17 protein-coding genes and 1 tRNA gene are annotated in these 22970 nt (G+C 63.7%); 12 read left to right on the top strand and 6 right to left on the bottom strand.

Features of this window, described 5'->3' with window-relative positions; all coding sequences use genetic code 11:
- The first annotated feature begins 127 nt into the window (after positions 1–127).
- From ARC39_RS09495 to ARC39_RS09445, 11 genes are all read left to right on the top strand, one after another.
- Positions 128–214: transfer RNA gene (locus ARC39_RS09495), tRNA-Leu, on the top strand.
- A gap of 438 nt (positions 215–652) precedes the next feature.
- On the top strand, positions 653–1837 hold the full coding sequence (locus ARC39_RS09490; protein ID WP_068113585.1) for a hypothetical protein: 1185 nt from the start codon (positions 653–655) through the stop codon (positions 1835–1837).
- 260 nt (positions 1838–2097) lie between these two features.
- Positions 2098–3129, top strand: coding sequence for an L-glyceraldehyde 3-phosphate reductase (gene mgrA, locus ARC39_RS09485; protein ID WP_068113583.1), 1032 nt, complete (start codon positions 2098–2100; stop codon positions 3127–3129).
- A 299-nt stretch (positions 3130–3428) separates the two neighbouring features.
- Positions 3429–4238 (top strand): UDP-2,3-diacylglucosamine diphosphatase, encoded by an 810-nt coding sequence (locus ARC39_RS09480; RefSeq protein WP_438273259.1) that lies wholly within the window; start codon positions 3429–3431, stop codon positions 4236–4238.
- Positions 4239–4260: 22 nt separating this feature from the next.
- Complete coding sequence (locus tag ARC39_RS09475) at positions 4261–5499, top strand: BtaA family protein (RefSeq protein WP_068113575.1); 1239 nt, start codon at positions 4261–4263, stop codon at positions 5497–5499.
- Positions 5492–6151, top strand: a complete 660-nt coding sequence (locus tag ARC39_RS09470; protein WP_068113570.1) for a class I SAM-dependent methyltransferase — start codon at positions 5492–5494, stop codon at positions 6149–6151. Before ARC39_RS09475 ends, ARC39_RS09470 begins: the two co-directional genes overlap by 8 nt.
- A 230-nt stretch (positions 6152–6381) precedes the next feature.
- On the top strand, positions 6382–7773 hold the full coding sequence (locus ARC39_RS09465) for a multicopper oxidase family protein (protein WP_068113567.1): 1392 nt from the start codon (positions 6382–6384) through the stop codon (positions 7771–7773).
- Positions 7770–8258: a c-type cytochrome gene (locus ARC39_RS09460; RefSeq protein WP_438273258.1), complete on the top strand. Its 489-nt coding sequence runs from the start codon at positions 7770–7772 to the stop codon at positions 8256–8258. Before ARC39_RS09465 ends, ARC39_RS09460 begins: the two co-directional genes overlap by 4 nt.
- 182 nt (positions 8259–8440) lie before the next feature.
- Positions 8441–8920, top strand: a complete 480-nt coding sequence (locus tag ARC39_RS09455; protein WP_068113564.1) for an RNA pyrophosphohydrolase — start codon at positions 8441–8443, stop codon at positions 8918–8920.
- Positions 8921–9090: 170 nt separating this feature from the next.
- Positions 9091–12054, top strand: a complete 2964-nt coding sequence (locus tag ARC39_RS09450; protein WP_236545202.1) for an error-prone DNA polymerase — start codon at positions 9091–9093, stop codon at positions 12052–12054.
- 158 nt (positions 12055–12212) lie between these two features.
- Positions 12213–12404 (top strand): hypothetical protein, encoded by a 192-nt coding sequence (locus ARC39_RS09445; protein ID WP_068113560.1) that lies wholly within the window; start codon positions 12213–12215, stop codon positions 12402–12404.
- 58 nt (positions 12405–12462) lie between these two features.
- On the opposite strand, the gene ARC39_RS09440 is transcribed toward ARC39_RS09445, so the two are convergent.
- Entirely contained in the window at positions 12463–13521 is a 1059-nt protein-coding gene (locus tag ARC39_RS09440; protein ID WP_068113557.1) for an alcohol dehydrogenase family protein, read from the bottom strand.
- Between the two features lie 159 nt (positions 13522–13680).
- Positions 13681–14892 (bottom strand): TsoY family (seleno)protein, encoded by a 1212-nt coding sequence (locus ARC39_RS09435; RefSeq protein WP_068113553.1) that lies wholly within the window; start codon positions 14890–14892, stop codon positions 13681–13683.
- A 315-nt stretch (positions 14893–15207) separates the two neighbouring features.
- On the opposite strand from ARC39_RS09435, the gene smc reads away from it, so the two are divergent.
- Positions 15208–18663, top strand: a complete 3456-nt coding sequence (gene smc / locus ARC39_RS09430) for a chromosome segregation protein SMC (protein WP_068113550.1) — start codon at positions 15208–15210, stop codon at positions 18661–18663.
- A gap of 37 nt (positions 18664–18700) precedes the next feature.
- On the opposite strand, the gene ARC39_RS09425 is transcribed toward smc, so the two are convergent.
- From ARC39_RS09425 to ARC39_RS09410, 4 genes are all read right to left on the bottom strand, one after another.
- Positions 18701–19876: a lytic murein transglycosylase gene (locus ARC39_RS09425; protein WP_068113546.1), complete on the bottom strand. Its 1176-nt coding sequence runs from the start codon at positions 19874–19876 to the stop codon at positions 18701–18703.
- 122 nt (positions 19877–19998) lie between these two features.
- A complete protein-coding gene (gene recR, locus ARC39_RS09420) occupies positions 19999–20598 on the bottom strand; it encodes a recombination mediator RecR (protein WP_078059179.1) in 600 nt (199 codons plus the stop codon).
- Between the two features lies 1 nt (position 20599).
- Entirely contained in the window at positions 20600–20947 is a 348-nt protein-coding gene (locus ARC39_RS09415) for a YbaB/EbfC family nucleoid-associated protein (RefSeq protein WP_068113544.1), read from the bottom strand.
- 119 nt (positions 20948–21066) lie between these two features.
- Complete coding sequence (locus ARC39_RS09410) at positions 21067–22833, bottom strand: DNA polymerase III subunit gamma/tau (protein ID WP_068113540.1); 1767 nt, start codon at positions 22831–22833, stop codon at positions 21067–21069.
- Positions 22834–22970: the final 137 nt, after the last annotated feature.

Raw genomic sequence — 22970 nt, 5'->3', positions numbered from 1 at the left:
CGTATTGCACCGTTCGCACTCATGATGATCGACTCATCATGGCAACGGAAAATTCGGCAAACGGCAAAAAAACCGCTTTCCATCGCGTGACGCCTTCGCTATCTACGCCCGGCCTACCTGATCACGTGCGGTCGTGGCGGAATTGGTAGACGCGCAGCGTTGAGGTCGCTGTGGGGTAACTCCCGTGGAAGTTCGAGTCTTCTCGACCGCACCATACTTCCGGTTCAAATCGGCACTCTCGCTCTCCGATGTACCCCGACAACGGCGCAGTCCTGCACCGATTGGAATGGTGCGCCTCGACTATCTCTTGCAGCATCGCCGTGGGGCGCTCCAGGATCGATGTCGCCACGAGGGCTTTGGCGACGGTTTCGTCTGAATGATGCCCGCCCGGACTACACTGACCGCGTAATCCGTGCTTGAGGCTCGGTTCCAAATATCCGATCCTTTCCCGGGGTTGGGCGAATTGTCGAACACTCATAACGACACGTGGCAGGCGCGTCCGAACCTGCAATGAAACAAGCGAGCGACATCGCGAGAAGGGATTGGGCACACGCGGTTCAGAGGGGTTGCGTGCGCCTGCGGCAATTGGGATGTGAGACCGTCTCCCCGATAGCCGAAGAATGGGACCGAACAGTTATCCGAAGAGGTTGCCTTGGCCAAGATCAGTTTCACGAACAACCAAGATTACCACTACCGCTACGCTGACTTCGATGATTATCGGATCGCCAAGATCAACACGAAGACCGGGGTCATGAAACTTGTCTACGATGCGGGTGAAGCGGGCCAACCGTTTGATGCCGACCGATCCCCTTGGTCGATCAATGTGACTTTGAAAGCGGTCACGACATTCAAGCCAAGCCAGGGTGAATACAAAGGCGAGAAGACCATTCTCTCAGGCAACATCCAGAAAATCGAATGGTTCAACAAGGGCGGCAAGCTCCAGGTGAAAATGATCGATATCGACCTCGATGCCGGCGTTTTCCACCACTATCTGCGCGATGAACCCTGGAGTGCCTATGGCAACCTTGTAAGTGGCGGCAGCACGTTCTCAGGCCCCGGGTCCGGGAACCGCGGGATGGATGTAAAAACCGGTAGCGGCAACGATGTGGTCAAGGCCGGTCCAGGTGGCAGTTACATCAAGGATTTTGGCGGCAAGGATCGCTACGTCGGTTCGAACGGCGACAATTGGGACACGGTTTCCTATGACCAGTGGTACAGCGTCCGATTGGCGGCGAAGCGGGGCATCGAGGTCGATCTTGCCAAGGGGTATGCGATCGGCCCGGACGGGCTCCGGGACAAGCTCGTGGACATCGAGCGTGTCGGCGGTACCGTGCGCAAGGACGTCTTGAAGGGCAGCGTGAATGATGACGCGTTCTTTGGCGGGCGAGGGGCGGACGTCATCGATGGTCGCGGCGGTGACGACCGCATCCAGTACTACAAGGACGAACAAGATGGTGGCTACGACGGTATCCATGCCAACCTGATCACCGGACGAGTGCGGGATGGTTTCGGCACGGTGGACCGCGTATCCCGCATCGAAGAGGTGGAGGGAACCGATGTTCGTGACACGTTTATCGGCAACGAGGATGACAATTGGTTCCGTGGTCGCGATGGCGCGGATGTGTTCGTTTTCAAGGGAAAGGCTTTCGGGTCGGACACGATCGACGATTTCAGTCGCAAGGACGGCGACAAAATTTCGATCGGGGCGGCCAAGAACATGGCAGACCTGTCAATCACGAAAAACGCTGATGGCACCTATGTAGAGTTCACCGACGCCGCCTCGATCTGGCTCGACGATTGGACGGCCGAGCTGAAATCATCCGACTTCATTTTCTGACCGACGCGAGAGGGGTAGCACCGACAAGCGTGCTCGGTGCCCGTACGGCGTCCTGTCCATAGCGCATGTTGTTGCCGGTCCCGAGGGGGCGTCCTCGCGACATCCGGACCGGTTCTGCCGGATCGGAGGTGGGCGCACGGCCGTCGGGTTCTTGCGAGCCTACCGGACGGTCGGGTCAGCTTGAAACTGGGCCGGATATTCGCGAAGCTCGGGCCGAATTGGACGTGAGTCTTCACGCCCGCAACTCCCGGAGAACGAATATGACATATGTCGCAGCCGCCGACCGATACGATCGAATGAAATATCGCCGGTGCGGTCACTCCGGCCTGCTCTTGCCAGCGATCTCCCTCGGCCTTTGGCACAATTTCGGACACGACACGCCACATCAGACGAAGCGGGACATCTGCCGCGCTGCCTTCGATCACGGGATCACGCATTTCGATCTGGCCAATAACTACGGTCCGCCGCCGGGTTCTGCCGAGGAGGCCTTTGGCGAGATCTTGCGGACGGATTTCCGAGACCACCGCGACGAGATGGTGATCTCGTCGAAGGCCGGATACATGATGTGGGACGGCCCATACGGAGAATGGGGCAGCCGCAAATACCTTATCTCAAGCTGCGACCGAAGCCTGCAGCGGATGGGCCTCGACTACGTGGATATCTTCTATTCGCATCGGTTCGATCCCGACACGCCGTTGGAGGAGACCATGGGAGCACTTGCGGATATCGTTCGGGCGGGCAAGGCCCTCTATGTCGGAATCTCGTCGTACAATTCGGCGCGTACCCGTCAGGCGGTTGCGCTGTTGAAGGACATGGGCGTGCCATGCCTGATCCATCAGCCAAGCTATTCGATGCTGAACCGTTGGGTTGAGCGGGACAAGTTGCGCGAGACGCTTGCGGAGTTGGGCGTCGGGTCAATCGCCTTCTCTCCTCTGGCGCAGGGGATGCTCACCACGAAGTACCTCAATGGCGTACCCGAAGGCAGCCGCGCGACAAAGGGTGGCTCTTTCCGCGATCACTTCCTGACGGAAAGCGCCATCGAAAGCGTGCGCAATCTGAACGCCATCGCCGAGCGGCGGGGGCAGACTCTGGCGCAGATGGCGATTGCCTGGGTACTGCGCGGCGGCGGCATCACGACCGCACTGATCGGTGCGAGCAAGCCCGAACAAGTGATCGATTGCGCAAAGGCGGTGGAAAACCTCGACTTCTCCGACGAGGAACTCGCCGAGATCGACCGGTTGTCATCGGAAGAAGACATTAACCTCTGGGCAAAGTCGTCCGAGGAGGTCTGAACGGCGTTAGCCACGAGGCCGAAGTGCCATACCCGATGGCGGCTCGTGATCTTGCGACAATCTCGGTTTCGCAAGGTTTCGGGCCGCCTGCCGGGGACGACGTGGCAATGCCGGTGAACTCGATGCCGCCGGAGCGCCGGTGGCGCACTACCCGTTCCACGCCAACCTTTTTGTGAGGTCGGCACCGGGTATTGTTGAACAGAAATGAAGACGAGACATTTTCGAGCAGGTTGACACGCCCGGCAGTCACGTGGATGTCACACCGGCCACCTAGTACGACAGAAATTCGCCTTTTGGACGTGTCCTTGCGCTATCGAACGATCTTTCTTTCGGACATTCACCTGGGAACCAGGGGGTGTCAGGCCGAGCTACTGCTCAGTTTCCTGTCTCGGCACGATGCCGAGACGATCTATCTGATCGGAGATATCTTCGATGGGTGGAAACTGCGGCGCGGCTGGCACTGGCCTGCCTTCCACAACGATGTGGTGCAGGCACTGCTCGACAAGGCAAGGCTTGGCACGCGGATCATCTTCATCCCCGGAAACCACGACGAGGTAATGCGCGGGTATCTCGGAACCCACTTCGGCGGTATCGAGGTGGTTCGGGATGCGAGCTTCGAGGCTGCCGATGGCAAGCGGTACCTAGTGACCCACGGGGATCAGTACGATGTGATCGTCCTCAACGCGAAGTGGCTCGCGATCCTGGGGGATCGCGCCTACGGCTTCCTGATCTGGCTCAACCCGCGGATCAACCAGGTGCGACGCCTGTGGGGCGGGCAATACTGGTCGCTCTCAAAGTGGACGAAGCAACAAGTGAAGCAGGCCGTCAACCTGATCAGCCGCTACGAGGAGGTTCTGGCCGACGACGCGCGACGCGGCGGGTATGATGGCGTTATCTGCGGTCACATACACCACGCGAATATCAGCACGATCGGCGAGATCACCTACGTCAACACCGGTGATTGGGTGGAAAGCTGCACGGCAATCGTCGAGGAAGAAAGTGGTACCCTGAGACTCATCGACTGGGAAGCCGCGATGACGCGCCGGAAGCACGCCCGCAGAGCCGCCAGAAAACGCGCCCGAAAGCGCAAAGCAACCACCGAGACCTGAGACACAAGACAGGGGGCGCCTTATGCCGCAGGCCAATACCGTATCCAACCAGATCCATGCCGCGGTGAACCGGAACGTCGCCGCCAGTTGGGACGGGCTGATGGAGCGCGGGTTTGGGCGTCTGTTCCGCGGCCTTGTCTACGCGCAGATCTGGGAAGACCCCGTCGTTGATATGCGCGCGCTGCAACTCGGGCCGGCCGACAACCTCGTGTGTATCGCATCCGGCGGCTGCAACATGATGTCCTATCTTTGCGCCGGACCGGCCTCGATCACCGTCGTGGATCTTTCCCCCGCCCACGTCGCACTGAACAAGTTGAAGCTGGCGGCGGCGCGGCATGTGCCGGATCATGCGCGGTTCTACGACATGTTCGGTCACGCGAACCGGGCTTCCAACATCGAAACCTTCAACAGGCTTCTGGCACCACATCTGGATGCCGAAACCCTGGCCTACTGGAATGAACGAACACCCTTCGGCCGGCGCAAGGTGATGTTCCGAAGGGGTCTCTATCGTCACGGCGCCCTCGGTCGCTTCATTGGTGCGGCCCATATGATTACCGGTCTCGGCCGTGTCGATTTCCGAGAGCTTCTCGCTGCGCGCGACCTTGACGAGCAACAGGCCTTCTTCGACCGTCAGATCGCGCCGCTCTTCGAGGCGCGCGCCGTTCGCCAATTGGCGCGTAGCCGGGCATCGCTCTTCGGGCTTGGCATCCCGCCGGCGCAATACGAAAAACTCGCAGCGGATGCGGATGGCGACATAATTGCCGTCCTGCGGGAACGGACGCGGAAGCTCTTCTGCGACTTCCCGATCCAGGAAAACTACTTCGCCTGGCAGGCCGCGTTCCGTGGTTATGCTCCCGACGGGAACGGCCCGGTTCCCCCCTACCTCGAAGCGGCGAATTTCGAGGCCGTCAAGGCAAATGCGAGCCGCGCGACGGTGCTGAACCAATCGCTTACGGATGTGCTTGCCACGCAACCCGACGCGAGCAAACAGGCATACGTTCTGCTGGACGCGCAGGATTGGATGACCGACAGCCAGTTGAACGCGCTCTGGGGGGAGATTACACGGACGGCCGCGCCCGGCGCCCGTGCTGTATTCCGTACCGGCGGCACGGAGGATATTCTGCCAAGGCGGGTCGCGTCGGATACGCTAGATCAATGGCGCTACGATGCGGAAGCGTCGCAGGCCGGCACGCGTGCAGACCGCTCGGCAATTTACGGCGGGTTCCACGTCTATCGGCTGAAGGAATGCACGGATGCGTGACGGCGTGGGTGCGCATGGCGAACTTATGGACGGAGTCTATCGCCACCAGCGGTGGATCTACGACGCAACGCGGAAATACTATTTGCTCGGCCGCGACCGTCTGCTCGATGACATGCGCCCGGCCGAAGAGGCTCATATTCTCGAAATCGCGTGCGGGACCGGACGCAATCTCGACCGCCTCGACCAGCGGTATCCCGGCCGGACCCTCTACGGCCTGGATATCTCCGAGCAGATGCTGACAACCGCACGGTCGAAGCTTGGCAAACGCGCGCGGCTCGCACTGGGAAACGCCTGCAACTTCGACCCGGTGGCGCTGTTCGGGCATGCCGCCTTCGATCATGTATTCCTGTCTTACTGCCTGTCGATGATCCCGGATTGGCGCGCCGCAATATCCGAGGGGTTGATGCATCTGGCCCCGGGCGGAACGCTCCACATTGTCGATTTCGGCGACCAGGCGGGCCTTCCGGCGCCATTTAAATCCCTGCTCTACGCGTGGTTGGAGCAGTTTCACGTGAGCCCGCGCACGGAACTCAGCGCGGTGCTCCGGGGGCTGAGTGTTCAATATGAAGTCGAGGTTGAACACAGGGATCTTTATCGCGGCTACGCCCAGTTCGCGCGCCTGCGCCGGCCGTTGCGCTCCGACGGCGGCTGAGAGACGGCGCGCGCGCCGGTCGCCTTTCCGCACCGCCCCGTGACGTCATTGAGGGAACTCTCGATGCATCCCATTGCGCCGAGCGCACGCGATGACCAGACGGTTCACCAACTTGTTCGTTGCCCGACCCCCCGGCTAATCTAAAACTGCACGCACCCCCGGATTGCCCAATGCCGGCGTCACCGGGGACGGTGAATTGGTTGTCAACGCCCGCAGAATGGAACGCAGTCATGATCTCACGCAGAGGCCTATTGAGAGGAACGGCCGGTCTTGCGACCTTGCCGCTTCTGCCCCGATCCCTGCAGGCGCAAGCGGAGGGTCCACAGCTCCTCGAAGCGCGCCCGGCGCAGGCGCAGATTGCGCCGGAGGGCTATCCGAAAACGGATGTCTGGAGCTATGGCGGGGCATTGCCTGGCGCGGAGATCAGGGTCGCTCAGGGTAGTCGACTGACCCGGAAACTCGTGAATAGCCTGCCCGCACCGACCTCCGTTCACTGGCATGGCATACGCATCGACAACGCCATGGACGGGGTGCCCGGGGTCACGCAGAAGGCGGTGCAGCCGGGCGAGACCTTTCTCTATGACTTCGATGTGAAAGATGCCGGAACGTACTGGTACCACTCGCATAACCAATCCTTCGAACAGGTGGCGCGCGGATTGCACGGCCCGTTGATCGTAGAAGAATCCGACCCGCCGGACGTCGATCGGGACGAGGTTCTGGTGTTGGACGATTTCCGTCTCGACCCCGAAACCGGGCAGATCGCGAGCTTTGAGAATATGCACGACTTCAGCCATGGCGGGCGCGTTGGGAATATCGCCGTCACGAATGGGGTTTTCAACGCAACCCTGACGGCGGAGCAGAACGAGCGACTGCGACTGCGGTTGATCAATGTTGCGAACGCGAAGATATTCGAACTGGAATTGCGGGGGCTCGAAGGCTGGGTTGTCGCGCTTGACGGGATGCCTTTGGACTCCCCGATCCGCATATCCGAGCGCCTTCTGCTTGCCCCGGCACAACGTGCCGACTTGATCGTTGACGTGACCGCAGAGCCTGGCGCCGAGGCGCATCTGGTGCGGTTCGAGGGAGACGAGGGCTACTCACAGGTTCTCTTCTCGGTTCGTGAAAAGGCTTCGGACAGTCGCCGCGATCCGCCTTTGCCGCTTCCGCCCAATCCGGACATGGCGGTCACCGACCTGGATGATGCGATGCAGAGTCAGCTTCGCATGGAAGGCGGGGCAATGCGTGGCTTCGCTTCTGCACACATGAACGGTCGAGAGGTTGGTTTCCGCGAAGCTGCCCAAAGCGGGAAGTTCTGGGCGTTGAATGGCACGCTCGGGATGCCCGATGCACCGCTTTTCGTAGCGGAACGAGGTCAGACGGTACGCGTAATGATGCAAAACGACACGGTGTTTCCCCATGCAATGCACCTGCACGGCCATCACTTCCGCGAGGTGCTTCCGGGAGGCGGCCTTGGGCCGTTGCGCGACACATTGTTGATGTTCGCAGACGAACGTCGGGAGATCGCCTTCGTTGCGCACAACCCGGGTGACTGGGTGTTTCATTGTCACATGCTGACCCATGCCGCGTCGGGAATGATGACCCGGATCAAGGTCCTCGCGTGACGCATCGCCTGAACCTTCGCGCGCGGGGTTTGATCCTTGGCGGTGTGCTGGTTGCCGCGGTCTCCGCTTGGCTAATCCTCGGGAACGGCACCAAGTCTTTGGGGCAGGCGGCGTCTGCCGATGGTGTTGCGGGGGCCGCGCTCTACCAGGAACATTGTGCATCGTGCCACGGCAAGGAACTTGAAGGGCAGCCGAATTGGAGGGTGGCGGACGAGAACGGTGTCCTGCCTGCACCACCGCACGACGAGACGGGTCACACCTGGCACCATGGCGACATGCTGCTCTTCACCTATACACGGCTCGGTGGAGCGGAAACTCTCGCGCGGCAAGGTCTAGAGTTTCAAAGCAACATGCCGGGTTTCGGTGAGATCCTGAGCGATCAGGAGATCTGGAATATCCTCGCCTTTATCAAGTCGACATGGCCGGAGCATGTCCAGGACATTCAGGCAGAGCGCACGCAAGCGGAGCAGAGCCAGAAGCCGTAGGGCGGCGTCGGCATTGTGCTCGGGCGAAGCAATGGGTCTGCACATCTTCCCTTGCCACGAGGGGATAGGCGGCGCCATGGCTTGCAAGTAATCCGCGCGAGACTAGTTGTGCTTCAATCCGCCTCGTCGGTCGCCGACAACAGGTGCTTGCCAGTGCGCGCCCCGCTTCCGATAAAGACCGCATGACCAAGAACCCTGCTGATTTGCCCTATCGCCCCTGCGTGGGTGTCGTGTTGCTCAATGGCGAAGGCCACGTATTCGTCGGCCAACGCAAGGACAGCGATGTGCCCGCCTGGCAGATGCCCCAGGGTGGCATCGACAAGGGCGAAGCGCCGCGCGAGGCGGCCCTGCGTGAATTGTGGGAAGAAACGGGTGTTTCCGCCGATCTCGTCGACGTCGTCGCCGAGACGGAGGATTGGGTGCGCTACGATCTGCCCGTGGAACTGATTGGCAAGATCTGGAAAGGCAAGTATCGCGGTCAGGAGCAGAAGTGGTTCCTGCTGCGCTTTCTCGGCAGCGACGCGCAGGTCCGCATCGAAACCGACCATCCGGAGTTTTCGGAGTGGCGGTGGCTGCCGCCCGACGATCTCGTTGCCAACATCGTTCCGTTCAAGCGGGCCGTCTACGAAGCGGTCGTCGAGGCTTTTGCCGATCACTTCTGACGCTGCGTCGGTGCTTTTGGTGGGGTCCCCAACTGCGACAACCTTCACTTGAGAACAAAACGTGAATAAAATGGGGCGCGGCGACGTGGATTCGCGGGCCTCCAATGCGGAAGGTTTGCCGATGGCGGTTATATACATGCCGTCGCGTCGGCCGAGAGGGACGTTCTCAAATGAAAGGAGGGAGCATGGCCTTTGCCGAGCTTTGTGCGACATCCAATTTCTCCTTCCTGACCGGTGCGTCGCATCCGGAGGAATACATGGAGCGCGCCGCCCTCGCCGGCCTCGCGGGGGTTGCGATCGCCGACGAGAATTCCGTGGCCGGGATCGTCCGGGCCCATACGCAGGCGCGGGAGATCGGGCGCGTTGTGGCCGAGCGGCAGGCGGCGGAGGCCGCGCATGGCCGCATCGGCCCGCCGCGCCCCGCGCAGGTGCCGCCTCCGCCTTCTGCCGATATATTCAATGCGCCGCGTCTGATCCCCGGTGCGCGGATCGTGCTGGCCGACGGGGCTGCCGTGACGGCCCTGCCACGGGACAGGGCCGCCTGGGGGCGTCTCTGCCGGCTGATCTCGTTGGGGCGGCTACGGGCCGACAAGGGAAGCTGCCTGTTGCGAATGGAGGATCTGCTGGCCTGGGGAGAGGGGATGGAACTCCTTCTCCACCCGGAGGCCGTGCCACGGGAGATACCGGGGAAGGGCGGCGCGGGCGATTGGATGTCACAGGCGCAGCGGTTGACGCGCCGCTTTGGCGCTGCCGTTCACCTGGTCATGGCGCCACGCTACGATGGGCGGGATTCCCGCCGTTTTGACCGGCTGGCGCGGCTGGCCGGGGGGCTCGGGATTGCGGTCCTCGCCTCTGCGGAGCCCCGGATGCATCACGCGCGCCGGCGTCAGTTGGCCGATGTTCTGACCGCGATTCGCACCGGTCTCCGGGTCGAGGAACTGGGCCGGGCAGCGATGGCCAATGGCGAGCGGCGGCTACGGTCTGAGGCGGAGCTGCGGCAGATCTTCGGGCCGCATGCGGAGGCGGTGGACCGCGCGGCGGAGGTGGCCGCGCGCTGCACCTTCAGCCTCGACGAGTTGCGGTACGAATACCCTTCCGAAGTCACCGGCGGCGAAAGTGCGGATGCGCGGCTGGAGCGGCTGGCACGCGAAGGGCTGCGCTGGCGCTACCCCTCCGGGGCGTCTTCGAGTGTCCGCGCGCAGTTGGAACACGAGCTGCGGCTGATCGCCAAGCTCGCCTATGCGCCCTACTTCCTCACCGTCCACGACATCGTCGCCTTCGCCCGCGCCCGCAACATCCTCTGCCAGGGGCGCGGTTCGGCGGCCAATTCGGTGGTTTGCTATGCCCTTGGGGTCACCTCGGTCAGTCCCGAGATCGGAACGATGGTATTCGAGCGTTTCGTCTCCGAGGCGCGCGGCGAGCCGCCCGATATCGACGTGGACTTCGAGCACGAGCGCCGCGAGGAGGTGATCCAGCATATCTACGAACGCTACGGTCGCCACCGCGCCGGGCTCTGCGCCACGGTCATCCACTACCGCGGCAAGCGGGCGGTGCGGGAGGTGGGCGCGGCCATGGGGCTCAGCCAGGACACTGTCGCCGCGCTCTCCAGCCAGATCTGGGGCTGGGGCTCTATGACGGGGATGGAGGAGACGCGGATGCGTGAGGTGGGGCTCGACCCAACCGACCGGCGCCTGCGGCAGACCATGAAGCTCATCGGAGAGATCCAGGGTTTTCCGCGGCACCTCTCGCAGCACGTTGGCGGCTTCATCGTCACCGAGGGCCGGCTGGACGAGTTGTGCCCGGTGGAGAACGCCACGATGGAGGACCGCACGGTCATCCCCTGGGACAAGGACGATATCGATGCGCTCGCCATCCTGAAGGTGGATATCCTCGCGCTCGGCATGCTGAGCTGCATCCGCAAGTCCTTCGATCTTCTCGCCCAGCATCACCGGCTGGACTACAGCCTCGCCACGCTGCCGCCGGAGGACCCGGCCGTCTACGAAATGCTGTCGGCGGCCGATGCGATCGGGGTCTTCCAGGTGGAGAGCCGGGCGCAACTCAACTTCCTGCCGCGGATGCGGCCGCGCTGCTTCTACGACCTCGTGATCGAGGTGGCGATCATCCGCCCCGGCCCGATCCAGGGCGACATGGTGCATCCCTATATCCGGCGGCGAAATGGCGAGGAGCCCGTCACCTTCCCCTCCGATGCCCTGGGCGCCGTCCTGCGCAAGACCCTCGGCGTGCCGCTCTTCCAGGAGCAGGCGATGCAGATCGCCATCGTCGGGGCCGGGTTCACGCCGGAAGAGGCCGACCGCCTGCGCCGCTCGCTCGCCACTTTCAAGAAACACGGCAATGTCAGCGAGTTCCACGACCGGTTCATGGCCGGGATGCGCGCAAACGGCTATGATGACGAGTTTTCCGCCCGTTGCTTCAGCCAGATCGAGGGCTTCGGTTCCTACGGCTTCCCTGAAAGCCACGCTGCCAGCTTCGCCCTGCTGGTCTATGCCTCCGCCTGGATCAAGCGGCACCATCCGGGCATCTTCGCTTGCGCGCTTCTGAACTCGCAGCCCATGGGTTTCTACGCGCCCGCACAGATCGTGCGCGACGCCCGCGAGCACGGGGTGGAAGTGCGCCCGATCTCCATCAATGCGTCCTACTGGGACAACGTGATGGAGCCTGACGGGCGTGGCGGGCTGGCGCTGCGCCTCGGCTTTCGGCAGGTCAGGGCGATGCGGGAGGAGGAGGCGGGCTGGATCGCCGCCGCCCGTGGCAACGGCTATCTCGCCGTCGATGAGGTCTGGCGCCGCGCCGGCACGCCACCGAACCTGCTGGAGGTGCTGGCCGAGGCCGATGCCTTTGCCGATATCGGGCTGAGCCGCCGCGAGGCGCTGTGGGAGGCGCGGGCGCTGCGGGCCACGCGGCCGTTGCCGCTTTTCGAACCCGACCTGGAGGGAGAGGGGATCGACGAGCCAGCGGCGCATCTGCCGGAGATGACTCTGGGCGAACAGGTGGTGGAGGATTATGTCTCGATGCGGCTGACGCTCCGGGCGCATCCCCTGGCGCTCTTGCGGACGCGGCTCACGCCGGGGCGATCCAGCCCGGTCGTGGATGCGGAAGCGATTCCGGGCGGCTGACTTCGCCGCTTTGCTGACGAGGAGTCCTCCTCTCGCATGCCGGAGTGGTCGGCGCTTGATCCAGATCATTTGGAATCCCGGATGCGCGCGGCAGCTTTAAGGGGGCGCATTGCGGGAGATGCACCCCAGTTCGATAGTCACGCTATGGAGAGGAGGCCATGACGAGCAAGTCGACATCGCCCACGGGCAAGGACAGGGATCTGTCACAGAGTGCAGAAACTACTGCGGACGCCGGGACCGTGCACCACGAAAAGGTTCCGGAGGGCGCAGAGAACATCGAACACACGCTCCGTCGGCTCAACGCCGAAAAGGCGAAGCGGCGGCAGCAAAACCCGGGCCTGTACCTCTGACGGTCGATTCCACGAATCGTCGGCACAATTGACGCCGGTCCGCGGCTTGTGGATTGGTTCACGTCGAATCCGCGATGGCGAGAACGATCTTGCCGACGTGTTCTTTGGTCTCGAAGGTTGCTTGCGCCGCCGCGATTTCCTCAAGCGGAAAGACCCGCGCGACCAGCGGGGCGATGCGCCGTGCCTCGATATAACTCACGAGATTGCCAAAGATCTCGGGATCCAGGACCGTGCATCCGAAGAGACTCAGGTCCTTCAGGTAGAGCGTTCGAACATCGAGTTCGACCAATGGACCGGCGATCGCGCCCGAGACGGCATAGCGCCCTCCGGGCCGCAGAACATCCAGAAGCACCGGCCATGCAGGACCCGCGACGAGGTCGACGACGGCGTCGATACTGTGCCGTCCGAGCGCCGCTATGCTGTCCACGTCCCGGCCGATGGTCTCATCGGCGCCAAGGCTCCGCAAAGCATCCGATTTGGCTGGGCTTGTCGCGGCGACGACATGCGCGCCACGCGCCTTGGCTAGCTGAATTGCCGCAGACCCGACACCCCCAGACGCGCCGGTGATGAGAACCCGGTCCCCCTCCTCAACGCCACTGCGCGCAAGCATGTTTTCGGCTGTAGAATAGGAACAGGGAAAGGAGCCCAATTCGACGCTGCTCAGCGGGCTTCGAACCGCGTGGGCGTGGCGGGAGGCGACGACGGTGTACTCGGCAAATCCGCCGTCGCATTCGGAGCCGAAATACCAAGGCGCGGCCAGGTCACGCCCGCCGGCCTCGCGCAGGCTGGGTTCGATCAGGATGCGCTCACCAATGCGGCTGTGCGGAACGCCGGGACCGACAGCGGCGATCTCTCCGCAAACATCGGCCCCCTGTATCCGCGGGAACCTGAGCGCATTGCCGGACCAGCTCGCATCCTGTGCGTTCCGATCTCCCTTCGAATACCAGCCGGTGCGCGTGTTGATGTCCGTGTTGTTGATTCCAGCGGCATGGACCCGGATCAGAACCTCTCCCGGGCCCGGGCGCGGAACAGGAACGTTCTCGCGGTAGGACAGCATTTCAGGCCCGCCGAGCCCGGTGAGAACCACCGCTCGCATTTCCTTCGGAATGATATCCATTTCGCGCTTCCCGTTTCTCGTGTCCGACCACGTTAGCGGAGGGGCGGGCGCGCCGCGACAGTCTTTCTTTACGTCGCGTCCTGCGGGCATGGGCACCACGTGCCGAGTCGCAAAACGGGCGGCTCTTGGCCGCCCGTCTGCATTGGGTTTCAGGGGGGATCACTCGGCGGGTACGGCCACTGCCGTCGGCGTTCTGCCGAAGTGCTGCTTGTTCAGCCGCAGCACCAGGGCGATCATCGCGAACTGGAGACCGACAGCGATTGCGGATACCAAGATGTAGGCCAGCGAGTACTTGTCGACGATGCCGGAGGCGACAAGGCCCTTGTTCAGCCAGAAATGCAGCATCACCGAAAGCGCGACACCGGGGCAGACCAAGGCATAGGAGCCCGGAGAGGTCTTGGACCCGAAAACGAAGTCGTCCCAGTAGCCCTGGCGGCGCAGCACCAGCAGACCGAGGCCGAGGAACACGAGCTGCACGGTCAGCAGACGGGAGAGGAAGACCAGCGTCTCAACCGGCGCGCCATGGGCGTCGAACGTCACGTGCATGCCGTGCGATTGGCGCAGGAACATGATGCCCAGCACCGTCATGATCGGCACGACGATCATCAGAGTCGGCCCGGATTCCTTCGCGGTGCCGTGGTGCAACATGGAGTTGAATGCGGTGATCGCCGCGACGACCGTATAGAGGATCGCAGCGAAACCGAAGAAGGTCGAAACGATCAAGGCGATACCGGCGGTGACGACGTTGTGGCTCATCGCTGCAGGCGCGGCGAAGCCAACGGCGACCATCGAGAGTGCGAAGGCCGGCAACAGCTGGGCGAATGAATTGTGCGCGGTCACGTCGAAGACACCGCCCTTGGTCAGAACCCGGCCGAGGAAGTCCCCGATGTAACGCAGCGCCTGAATGCCGATCAGGAGGAAGGCAATCATGGCGAGCGGGAAGAGGTACTCCACGATGGACCAGAGCTGCGGTACGAAGGCAAGTCCCGCGACGAACATCCCGTTCACGGCCATCGCAAGCGCCAACGGCATCGCGAGGATCGTGGTTTCGGCGTTGGAGTTCCGCAGCTTCTCAAACGTCTCGGTCTTGCTGAAGGCGGAGAAAGCGCGGAGGTTCCAAATCAGGTATTTGAGGTTAAGCACAACGAAGAAGGCGATCCCGATCCAGGCAATGACGATGGCCGCCTGTTGCAGCGTGCTGCCCGTCGTGAACGCGGCCCAGATGTGCTCGAAGGTCGGTACCGGAACACCTGGATGGGGCACCCAGAAGAACAGGTACATGAAGAACGATACCGAGAGGCCGCCGGCGCCGAGCGAGGCGAGGAAGTAGAGTGGTGAGTAGGTGTCTGCTGCGCGAGTGGGGGTGGACATCGATTCCCTCCATTAAATTCATATTTGCGAATATGATTGCCTGAGGAAAAGCTATATTGCAAGCATTTTTGAACTGATCGGTTCAGTTTACTATGGCCATGTCGTCGCATCTTGTCCAAGGTGTTGATTTCGCGGCGCTTCGGTTGGGCGTTTCCATGATCGGCCAGGAACTGCATAGAGCTCAAAGAAGCTGACGCGCTGGCATATCTTGTAGAAAACTGTCAGATAGGCGCCATATGATGGGCCTGTGCTTGACTTTGGTGCGCAGATTGCAAGACTCTGGCCCACCGTGCGACTCGAACAGGAACCCGTCACGTGCGCTTCACACGCCTGCGCCTCAATGGCTTCAAGAGCTTCGTCGACCCGACCGATCTGGTGATCGCGGACGGATTGACCGGCGTGGTCGGTCCGAACGGTTGCGGTAAGTCGAACCTGTTGGAAGCGCTTCGCTGGGTCATGGGGGAGAACCGCCCGACCGCAATGCGTGGTGGCGGCATGGAAGACGTGATCTTCGCAGGCGCCTCGACACGCCCGGCGCGCAATTTCGCCGAAGTCAGCCTTGCCATAGACAACAGCGAGCGGCTTGCGCCCTCTGGGTTCAACGATCAGGACCTGCTGGAGATCGTGCGCCGCATTACCCGCGACGCGGGCTCGGCCTACAAGGTCAACACGCGCGACGTGCGCGCCCGCGATGTACAGATGCTTTTTGCCGATGCCTCCACCGGAAGCCAGTCTCCGGCGCTTGTGCGGCAGGGGCAGATCAGCGAGTTGATCAACGCCAAGCCGAAAAACCGCCGCCGGATCCTTGAGGAGGCTGCCGGGATATCCGGCCTCTATCAGCGCCGCCACGAGGCGGAGCTGAAGCTGAACGGCGCCGAGCAGAACCTGGCACGTGTCGACGATGTGATCGAGCAACTCGCGGGCCAATTGGCGCAGCTGGCGCGGCAAGCCAAGCAGGCGGCCCGCTACCGGACGATAGGTGCCGATCTGCGCCATGCCGAGGGGCTGCTGCTGTATCGCCGCTGGCGCGAAGCAATGGACGCGCTGGAAGCCGCGCGGCGTGAACTGCGCGAGCGTACCACGGCTGCGGCGCAGGCAGAACGTGGAGCGTTGGAAGCGGCAAAGGCACGCGAGGCCGCCGATGAGGCGCTGCCACCGCTGCGCGAGGAAGAGACGATTGCCGCCGCTGTCCTGCAGAGGTTGCAGGTGGAGCTTGGCGCCGTGGGAGAAGAGGAAGCCCGAGCCCGCGAGGCTATTGCCACCTTGGAGCGCCAGATCGGCCAGATGAGCAAGGACATGGAGCGGGAGGCCGGTCTCAATCGCGATGCGGGCGAGACGATCTCTCGCCTGGAGGCCGAACGCGACGAGCTGGCCACGGCCAATGACGGCCACGCCGAGAAGCTTGCCGCCGCTGTCGAAGCTGCCCGAATTGCTGCATCCAACCTGCAGGGCCGGGAGACCGAACTGGCCCAGTTGACCGAGGATGTGGCGCGTCTTTCTGCGCGTCACCAATCTTCCGAACGGTTGGAAAGCGACGCCGCGAAGGCGTTGTCCCGCCACGAAGACGAGGCGCGCAAGGCTAAGGCGACCGCCGAGCACGCTCGTGGCGTGCTGGCCGCATCGGCCGATGCGGCGGCAAAGGCGGAAGCTGAACAGGGGACAGCCACGAACGCCGCCGAGGCCGCGGAGGCAGCACTGGCCGAGGCTGATAACGCCCGTGCCGATTGCGCCGCCCGAGAGGCGGAAGCACGCGCCGAAAGGTCGTCAGCCGAGGGCGAAGCCCAGGCGCTGCGCGCCGAGGTTGCTGCGCTTGCGCGGCTGGTGGAACGCGATGCAAGCGAGGGAGACCAGGTGCTCGACCACCTTCGCGTGGACGCAGGTTATGAAAAGGCACTGGGTGCGGCGCTGGCCGATGACCTGCGGGCGCCGGAAGTGGGCGCGGAGGCCGCGTCGGGCTGGACGATGCTGCCACCCTATGAGGCGCAACAAGCCTTGCCCGAAGGCGCGGAGCCGCTGGCAGGACGCATGGACGTGCCCGGCGTACTGGGTCGTCGCATGGCGCAGGTGGGCGTGGTTGATCCGGCCGAAGGTCCGCGCCTGCAAACGGCGCTGAAACCGGGGCAACGCCTCGTGAGCCTTGTCGGTGACCTCTGGCGATGGGATGGGTTCCGCGCAGGTTCTGAAGATGCGCCCTCTGCTGCCGCGCTTCGATTGCAACAACTCAACCGTCTGGTGGAACTCAAGCGCGACCTGGAAGAGGTCGCCGCCCGCGCGGCCGGCGCGGGTCAGGCGCATGAATTGCTCCATCAGCGGTTGCGCGATCTGACGGAGGCCGATCGTCGCGCGCGAGACGCCCGCAAGGAGGCGGACGCCGCTGTTGCCACCGCCTCCCGCGCCCTGTCGCGGGCGGAGAATGACCGTGCCATGGCCGAAACGCGCCTTGAAGCGGCGGAACTGGCGGTTGCGCGTCACGAGGAAGAGGCCGCGGCCGCGCGCGCCCGGCTGGAAGAGGCACGCGCCGCACGGGCCGATCTGCCGGATCTTGCCGCAGCACGTGAGGGAGTAGAATCCGCCAAGACGCAGGTCGACGGCTCCCGGCGGGACATGATGGCGGCCCGCGCCGCCCAGGACGAATTGCGCCGGGTGGGCGAGGCTCGCGACCGCCGTGTGAAGGAAATCGGCAAGGACATCGACGGGTGGCGCAGGCGACTGGAAAATGCCGAAACCCGGACACAGGATCTGAACGCCCGCCGTGCATCCGCCGAAGCGGAGCTTGAGACCGCCCGGAGCGTGCCGGGCGAAATCTCGGCGCGGCGCGAGAAGCTTGCCGATGGCCTGGAGGCGGCAGAAGCCCGGAGACGCGCCGCCGCCGATGCGCTGGTCAGCGGCGAGACACGGTTTCGCGAGGCCGAACGCGCCGAGCGGGAGGCGGAAAAGTCGGCCGGTCAAGCCCGCGAGCACCGCGCCGCGACAGAGGCACGTGCCGAGGCCGCCGAGGAGACGTTGGATTCAGCCGCCGGCTGGATTCGCGACGAACTCGAAACCACGCCCGAGGCCCTGCTCGAACAACTCGACACCGATCCCGAAGAGATGCCGTCGACTTCCGTGATCGAGGCGGATATCGCCCGCCTGCGCCGTTCCCGCGATGCGCTCGGTGCGGTGAACCTGCGCGCGGAGGAGGACGCCAAGGAGGTCTCCGCCGAACATGTCGCTTTGGTGGAGGAAAAGCAGGATCTTGAGGAAGCCATCCGTACCCTGCGTACCGGCATCGCCAGCCTCAACCGCGAGGGGCGCGAGCGCCTGCTAACGGCCTTCGAGGAGGTCAACGGCAACTTCACCATGCTCTTCACCCATCTCTTCGGTGGCGGTCACGCCAAACTGGAATTGGTTGAGAGTGACGACCCGCTCGAGGCAGGGCTGGAGATCATGTGCATGCCGCCGGGCAAGAAGCTCTCGACGCTGTCGCTTCTGTCGGGCGGGGAGCAGACGCTGACCGCGCTGGCGCTGATCTTCGCCGTCTTCCTCGCGAACCCGGCGCCGATCTGCGTGCTCGACGAGGTGGACGCGCCGCTCGACGATGCCAACGTGACCCGCTTCTGCGACCTGCTGGACGAGATGGTGCAACGCGCCGATACGCGTTTCCTCATCATCACCCACCACGCCGTCACCATGAGCCGCATGGACCGTCTTTTTGGCGTGACGATGCAGGAGCAGGGCGTGAGCCAGCTCGTCTCCGTGGACCTCAAGAAAGCCGAGGCGCTGGTCGCCTGACGCGGCAACCGGCGCGGCTTTGCGTTGGGCGGAAATCCTAGATCGCGTCGAGGAGCGCCCGCGTCGGCCAAGCGTCGGCGGGCAGGCCAAGCCGAACCTGTTCCGACTGGATCGCCGCCCGGGTCTTCTCGCCGAGGATACCGTCGACCCCGCCCACATCATACCCGCGTGCCTCGAGTTTTCCTTGCAGGGCAAGGATCTGTTCCCCGCTCAAGGCGGGTGAGGGATTGCCTGCGTCATATATCTGCGCGCCTTCCAACCGTGTGGCGAAATAAGCCGCAGAAAGGACGTAGACGAAGCTCTGGTTCCACTCGAAATAGACATCGAAGTTCGGGTAAGCGAGAAACGCCGGCCCGCCGTGACCCTGCGGTAGCACCACGGCGGCGGGCAGGTCCGCCGGTCCGAGATCGCCGTTGCGGGCGCGTATGCCGAGCGCCTCCCATTCCGCGACGCTCCTTCGGTGAGCCAGTCCGGTTTCGGCCCAGTTCAGCTCTGCGGGTACCGTGATCTCCTGCAACCAGGGCTCGTTCGGCCGCCACCCGAGTGCCTGTAGCATCGCGCCGCCCGACATCAGCGCATCGGGTACCGAGGTCTTCAACGTCACATGTCCGTCGCCGTCGCCATCCACGCCGTTTTCGAGGATGTCCTTGGGCAGCATCTGCACCATGCCGATCTCGCCCGCCCAGGCGCCGGTGGTGGTCGCCGGGTCGAAATCACCCTGTTCGTAGAGCGTCAGCGCGGCGAAGACCTGTGGCTGGAAGAGCTCCGGCCGGCGGCAATCGTGGCTGAGCGTCACCAATGCGTTGGCGGTATTGTAGTCACCCTGGATCGCCCCGTAGTCCGTCTCAAGCGCCCAGAACGCCAGCAGCACGCCGGGGCTGACGCCGTAGGTCTCCTCAACCCGGTCGAATACCTCGCCATAGCGCGCCAGATTGGCCTTCCCGTTGTCGATGCGGTTCTGGCTGATGATCCGGCGAGAGAAGTCGATGAACGGAAGCTGGAAGATCCCCTGTCGCCGGTCCGCTTTCAGCACGGCGTCGCTTTGCCGGATGCCGGAAAAGAACCGAGCGGTCGTCGCGGGGTCATGCCCGGCCGCCACAGCCTCGGCTGCCATCGCGTCCTTGAACGCACCGAAATCGCCGCCGCAAGGGATCTCGGCAAGCGCTGGCGCGGCCACGACCAGCAGCGGCGCGAGTGGGAATAGTCGTTTCATCGGTATCTCCCGAAACATTCGCGCCAACATAGCCGCGTCGACCCGGGGGGCAAGTCGGAAGCGGCCCGTCGGTTTGTGCGCCAGATGCCGCCCGCCCGCTCCGCTTTCACGAGCGCGTTCGGCTACAGTGCTTTGCGCGCGCGGAGCGCGGCAGAGATCGTGCCATCGTCCAGATAGTCGAGCTCGCCACCGATGGGAACGCCCTGCGCAAGCGACGTGACGGCCACGCCCATCGGTTCAAGTTGTTCTGCGATGTAATGTGCAGTGGTCTGGCCGTCGACCGTGGCGTTCAGAGCCAGGATCACCTCGCCAATCCCCTCCTCGCTCACGCGGGTCAGAAGCCGCGGGATGCGCAGTTCCTCTGGACCTACGGCATCCAGTGCCGACAACGTGCCGCCCAGCACGTGGTAGCGGCCCTTGAAGACGCCCGCGCGTTCCATCGCCCAGAGATCGGCCACATCCTCCACCACGCAGATCTCGCCCGTGGCGCGTTTCTCCGCGGTGCAGATCTCGCATAGCTCTGTCGTGCCGACGTTGCCGCAGTTCACGCATTCGCGCGCAGTTGCCGCGACGCGCTGCATCGCATCCGCAAGCGGTATAAGCAGCAGCGACCGCTTCTTGATGAGTTGGAGCACCGCGCGCCGCGCCGACCGCGGCCCGAGGCCGGGCAGGCGGGCCATGAGGTCGATCAGGTCCTCGATGTCGCGCGGCGCCTGGCTCACGTTACAGGCCGGGGATGTTCATGCCGGCGGGCAGGCCCATCTCGGAGGTGAGCTTCTCCATCTCCTGCTGTGACTTCTGCTGCGCCTTGCCCTGGGCGTCCTTGATCGCGGCCAGGATCAGGTCCTCCACCACTTCCTTCTCGTCAGGGTTGAAGATCGATGGGTCGATGTCCAGCCCGGTCAACTCGCCCTTGGCGGTGCAGCGCGCCTTGACCAGCCCGGCGCCGCTCTCGCCGACCACCACGGTGTTCTCCAGCTCCGACTGGAGCGTGGCCATCTTGGTTTGCATCTCCTGCGCGGCCTTCATCATCTTGGCCATGTCGCCAAGACCGCCGAGTCCTTTCAGCATGTGCGTTCCTTTCGGTTCGGTATTCCGTTCTGTGTCTGGCGGTTCATATGTGCCATGCCGCACGCGGCCACAACGCCGGACAGCGGCTTATTGCGGAAAATCGCTTGTAGGGCGTGTGCCTAGTCATCTTCGAACGGGTCCCACTCGTCCTCGACTTCGGGCAGGGCCTCCACCGCAGCCTCCGCCGCGATCTGGTCTGGCGTACGGATCTCTGCGATCCGGGCCTGCGGGAAGGTTTCCAGCACCGCCTTGACCAGTGGATGCGCCATCGCGGCTTCCTCCAGCGCCTGTTTCTCGCTGTCGCGCGCTTCCGCAATCGTTGGCCCGCCGCCCTCGTTCACCACCGAAACGGCCCAGCGATTTCCAGTCCAGCTCTGAAGCCGCTGCCCGAGCCGCTGCGCCAGATCCGGCGCCGCATCAGAGGTCGGTTCGAACTCGATCCGGCCGGGGCTGTACCGGGCGAGTTTCAGCGTGTTCTCGATCTCGATCAGCAACGTCACGTCGCGGTTCGAGCGGATCAACTCGATCACGTGGTCGAAGCTCACGTAACGGGCCAGCGCCTCCTCCGGCGATACCTGCACTGCCGCCACCGGGCCGGCACCCGGCGGGGTGCCGCGTGGTGCGGAAGGTGGCGGCGCTGCATAGCCGGACGGGCGGGTGGCGGCCATTTGTCCAGCAGGTGCGCCAGCAGATGTACCGGGTCCGCCGGGAGGGGCGGGCGCATCTTTCAACTTGCGGACCAGCTCTCCGGGACTCGGCAGGTCGGCAACATGGGTCAGCCGGATGATCGCCATCTCGGCCGCCATCATGGCGTTCGGGGCCTGCGCAACCTCCTCAAGCGCCTTCAGCAGCATTTGCCACATGCGGGCAAGGATCGGCATGGCAAGCGCCTCGGCCATTGTCCTGCCGCGGTCGCGTTCGTTGGGCGGCACCGTGGGATCGTCGGCGGCTTCCGGGGTAATCTTCGTCACCGATACCCAGTGGCAGACTTCGGCCAGATCCCGCAGCACCGCCACAGGGTCCGCACCGTCTGCGTATTGTGCCGAAAGCTCAGTCAAGGCTCCGGCAGCATCCCCTCTCATCACCATGTCGAAAAGGTCGAGCACCCGCCCGCGATCCGCCAGTCCGAGCATGGCGCGCACGGCATCGGCGCCGGTCTCACCGACGCCCTGGCTCAGTGCCTGATCGAGCAGCGATTGAGCATCACGCGCCGAACCTTCGGAGGCCCTTACCAACAGTGCGATCGCCTCGTCGGTGATCTGCCCGCCCTCGGCATCGGCGATCCGCCGCAGCATCGCCAGCATGTCCTCTGGCTCGATCCGCCGCAGATCGAAACGCTGGCAACGGCTCAGCACTGTCACCGGAACCTTGCGGATCTCGGTGGTGGCGAAGATGAACTTCACATGCGCCGGCGGTTCCTCCAGCGTCTTCAGAAGCGCGTTGAAGGCGCTCTTCGACAGCATGTGAACCTCGTCGACGATATAGACTTTGAAGCGCGCGGAACTGGGTGCATAGGCCACTGAATCCAGAACCTGATTGCGGATATCGTCGATGCCCGTGTTGGAGGCCGCGTCCATCTCCAGCACGTCCACATGCCGACCCTCGGCGATCGCCCGGCAATGCTCGCATTGCCCACACGGCTCCGTGGTCGGCCCGCCTGCGCCATCGGCGCCGATGCAGTTCATTCCCTTGGCGATGATCCGTGCGGTGGTCGTCTTCCCCGTCCCGCGGATCCCCGTCATGATGAAAGCCTGCGCGATCCGGTCGGCCGCGAAGGCGTTCTTCAGCGTCCGGACCATTGCCGCTTGGCCCACAAGGTCGGCAAAGGTCTGTGGGCGGTACTTCCGCGCCAGAACCTGGTATCCGCTCTCGCCCGTCTCGCTCATGTCGCCTCGCTTCGCTGACCCAAGCCAACCTAGTGGTGCCGGCGCGGGAGGTCCACCATTGCCTTGCCGACCTTGTGTTGTTAACTGATGTGGCCGCGTGCGAGGCGGCACCCCGGTCCGCGGAGAGCCGTCATCGG

Source organism: Tropicimonas marinistellae (genome assembly GCF_001509585.1).
Classification (GTDB): Bacteria; Pseudomonadota; Alphaproteobacteria; order Rhodobacterales; family Rhodobacteraceae; genus Tropicimonas; species Tropicimonas marinistellae.
Note: the sequence above shows the minus strand (reverse complement) of the source record. Positions and strands in the feature narration are given on the sequence as shown.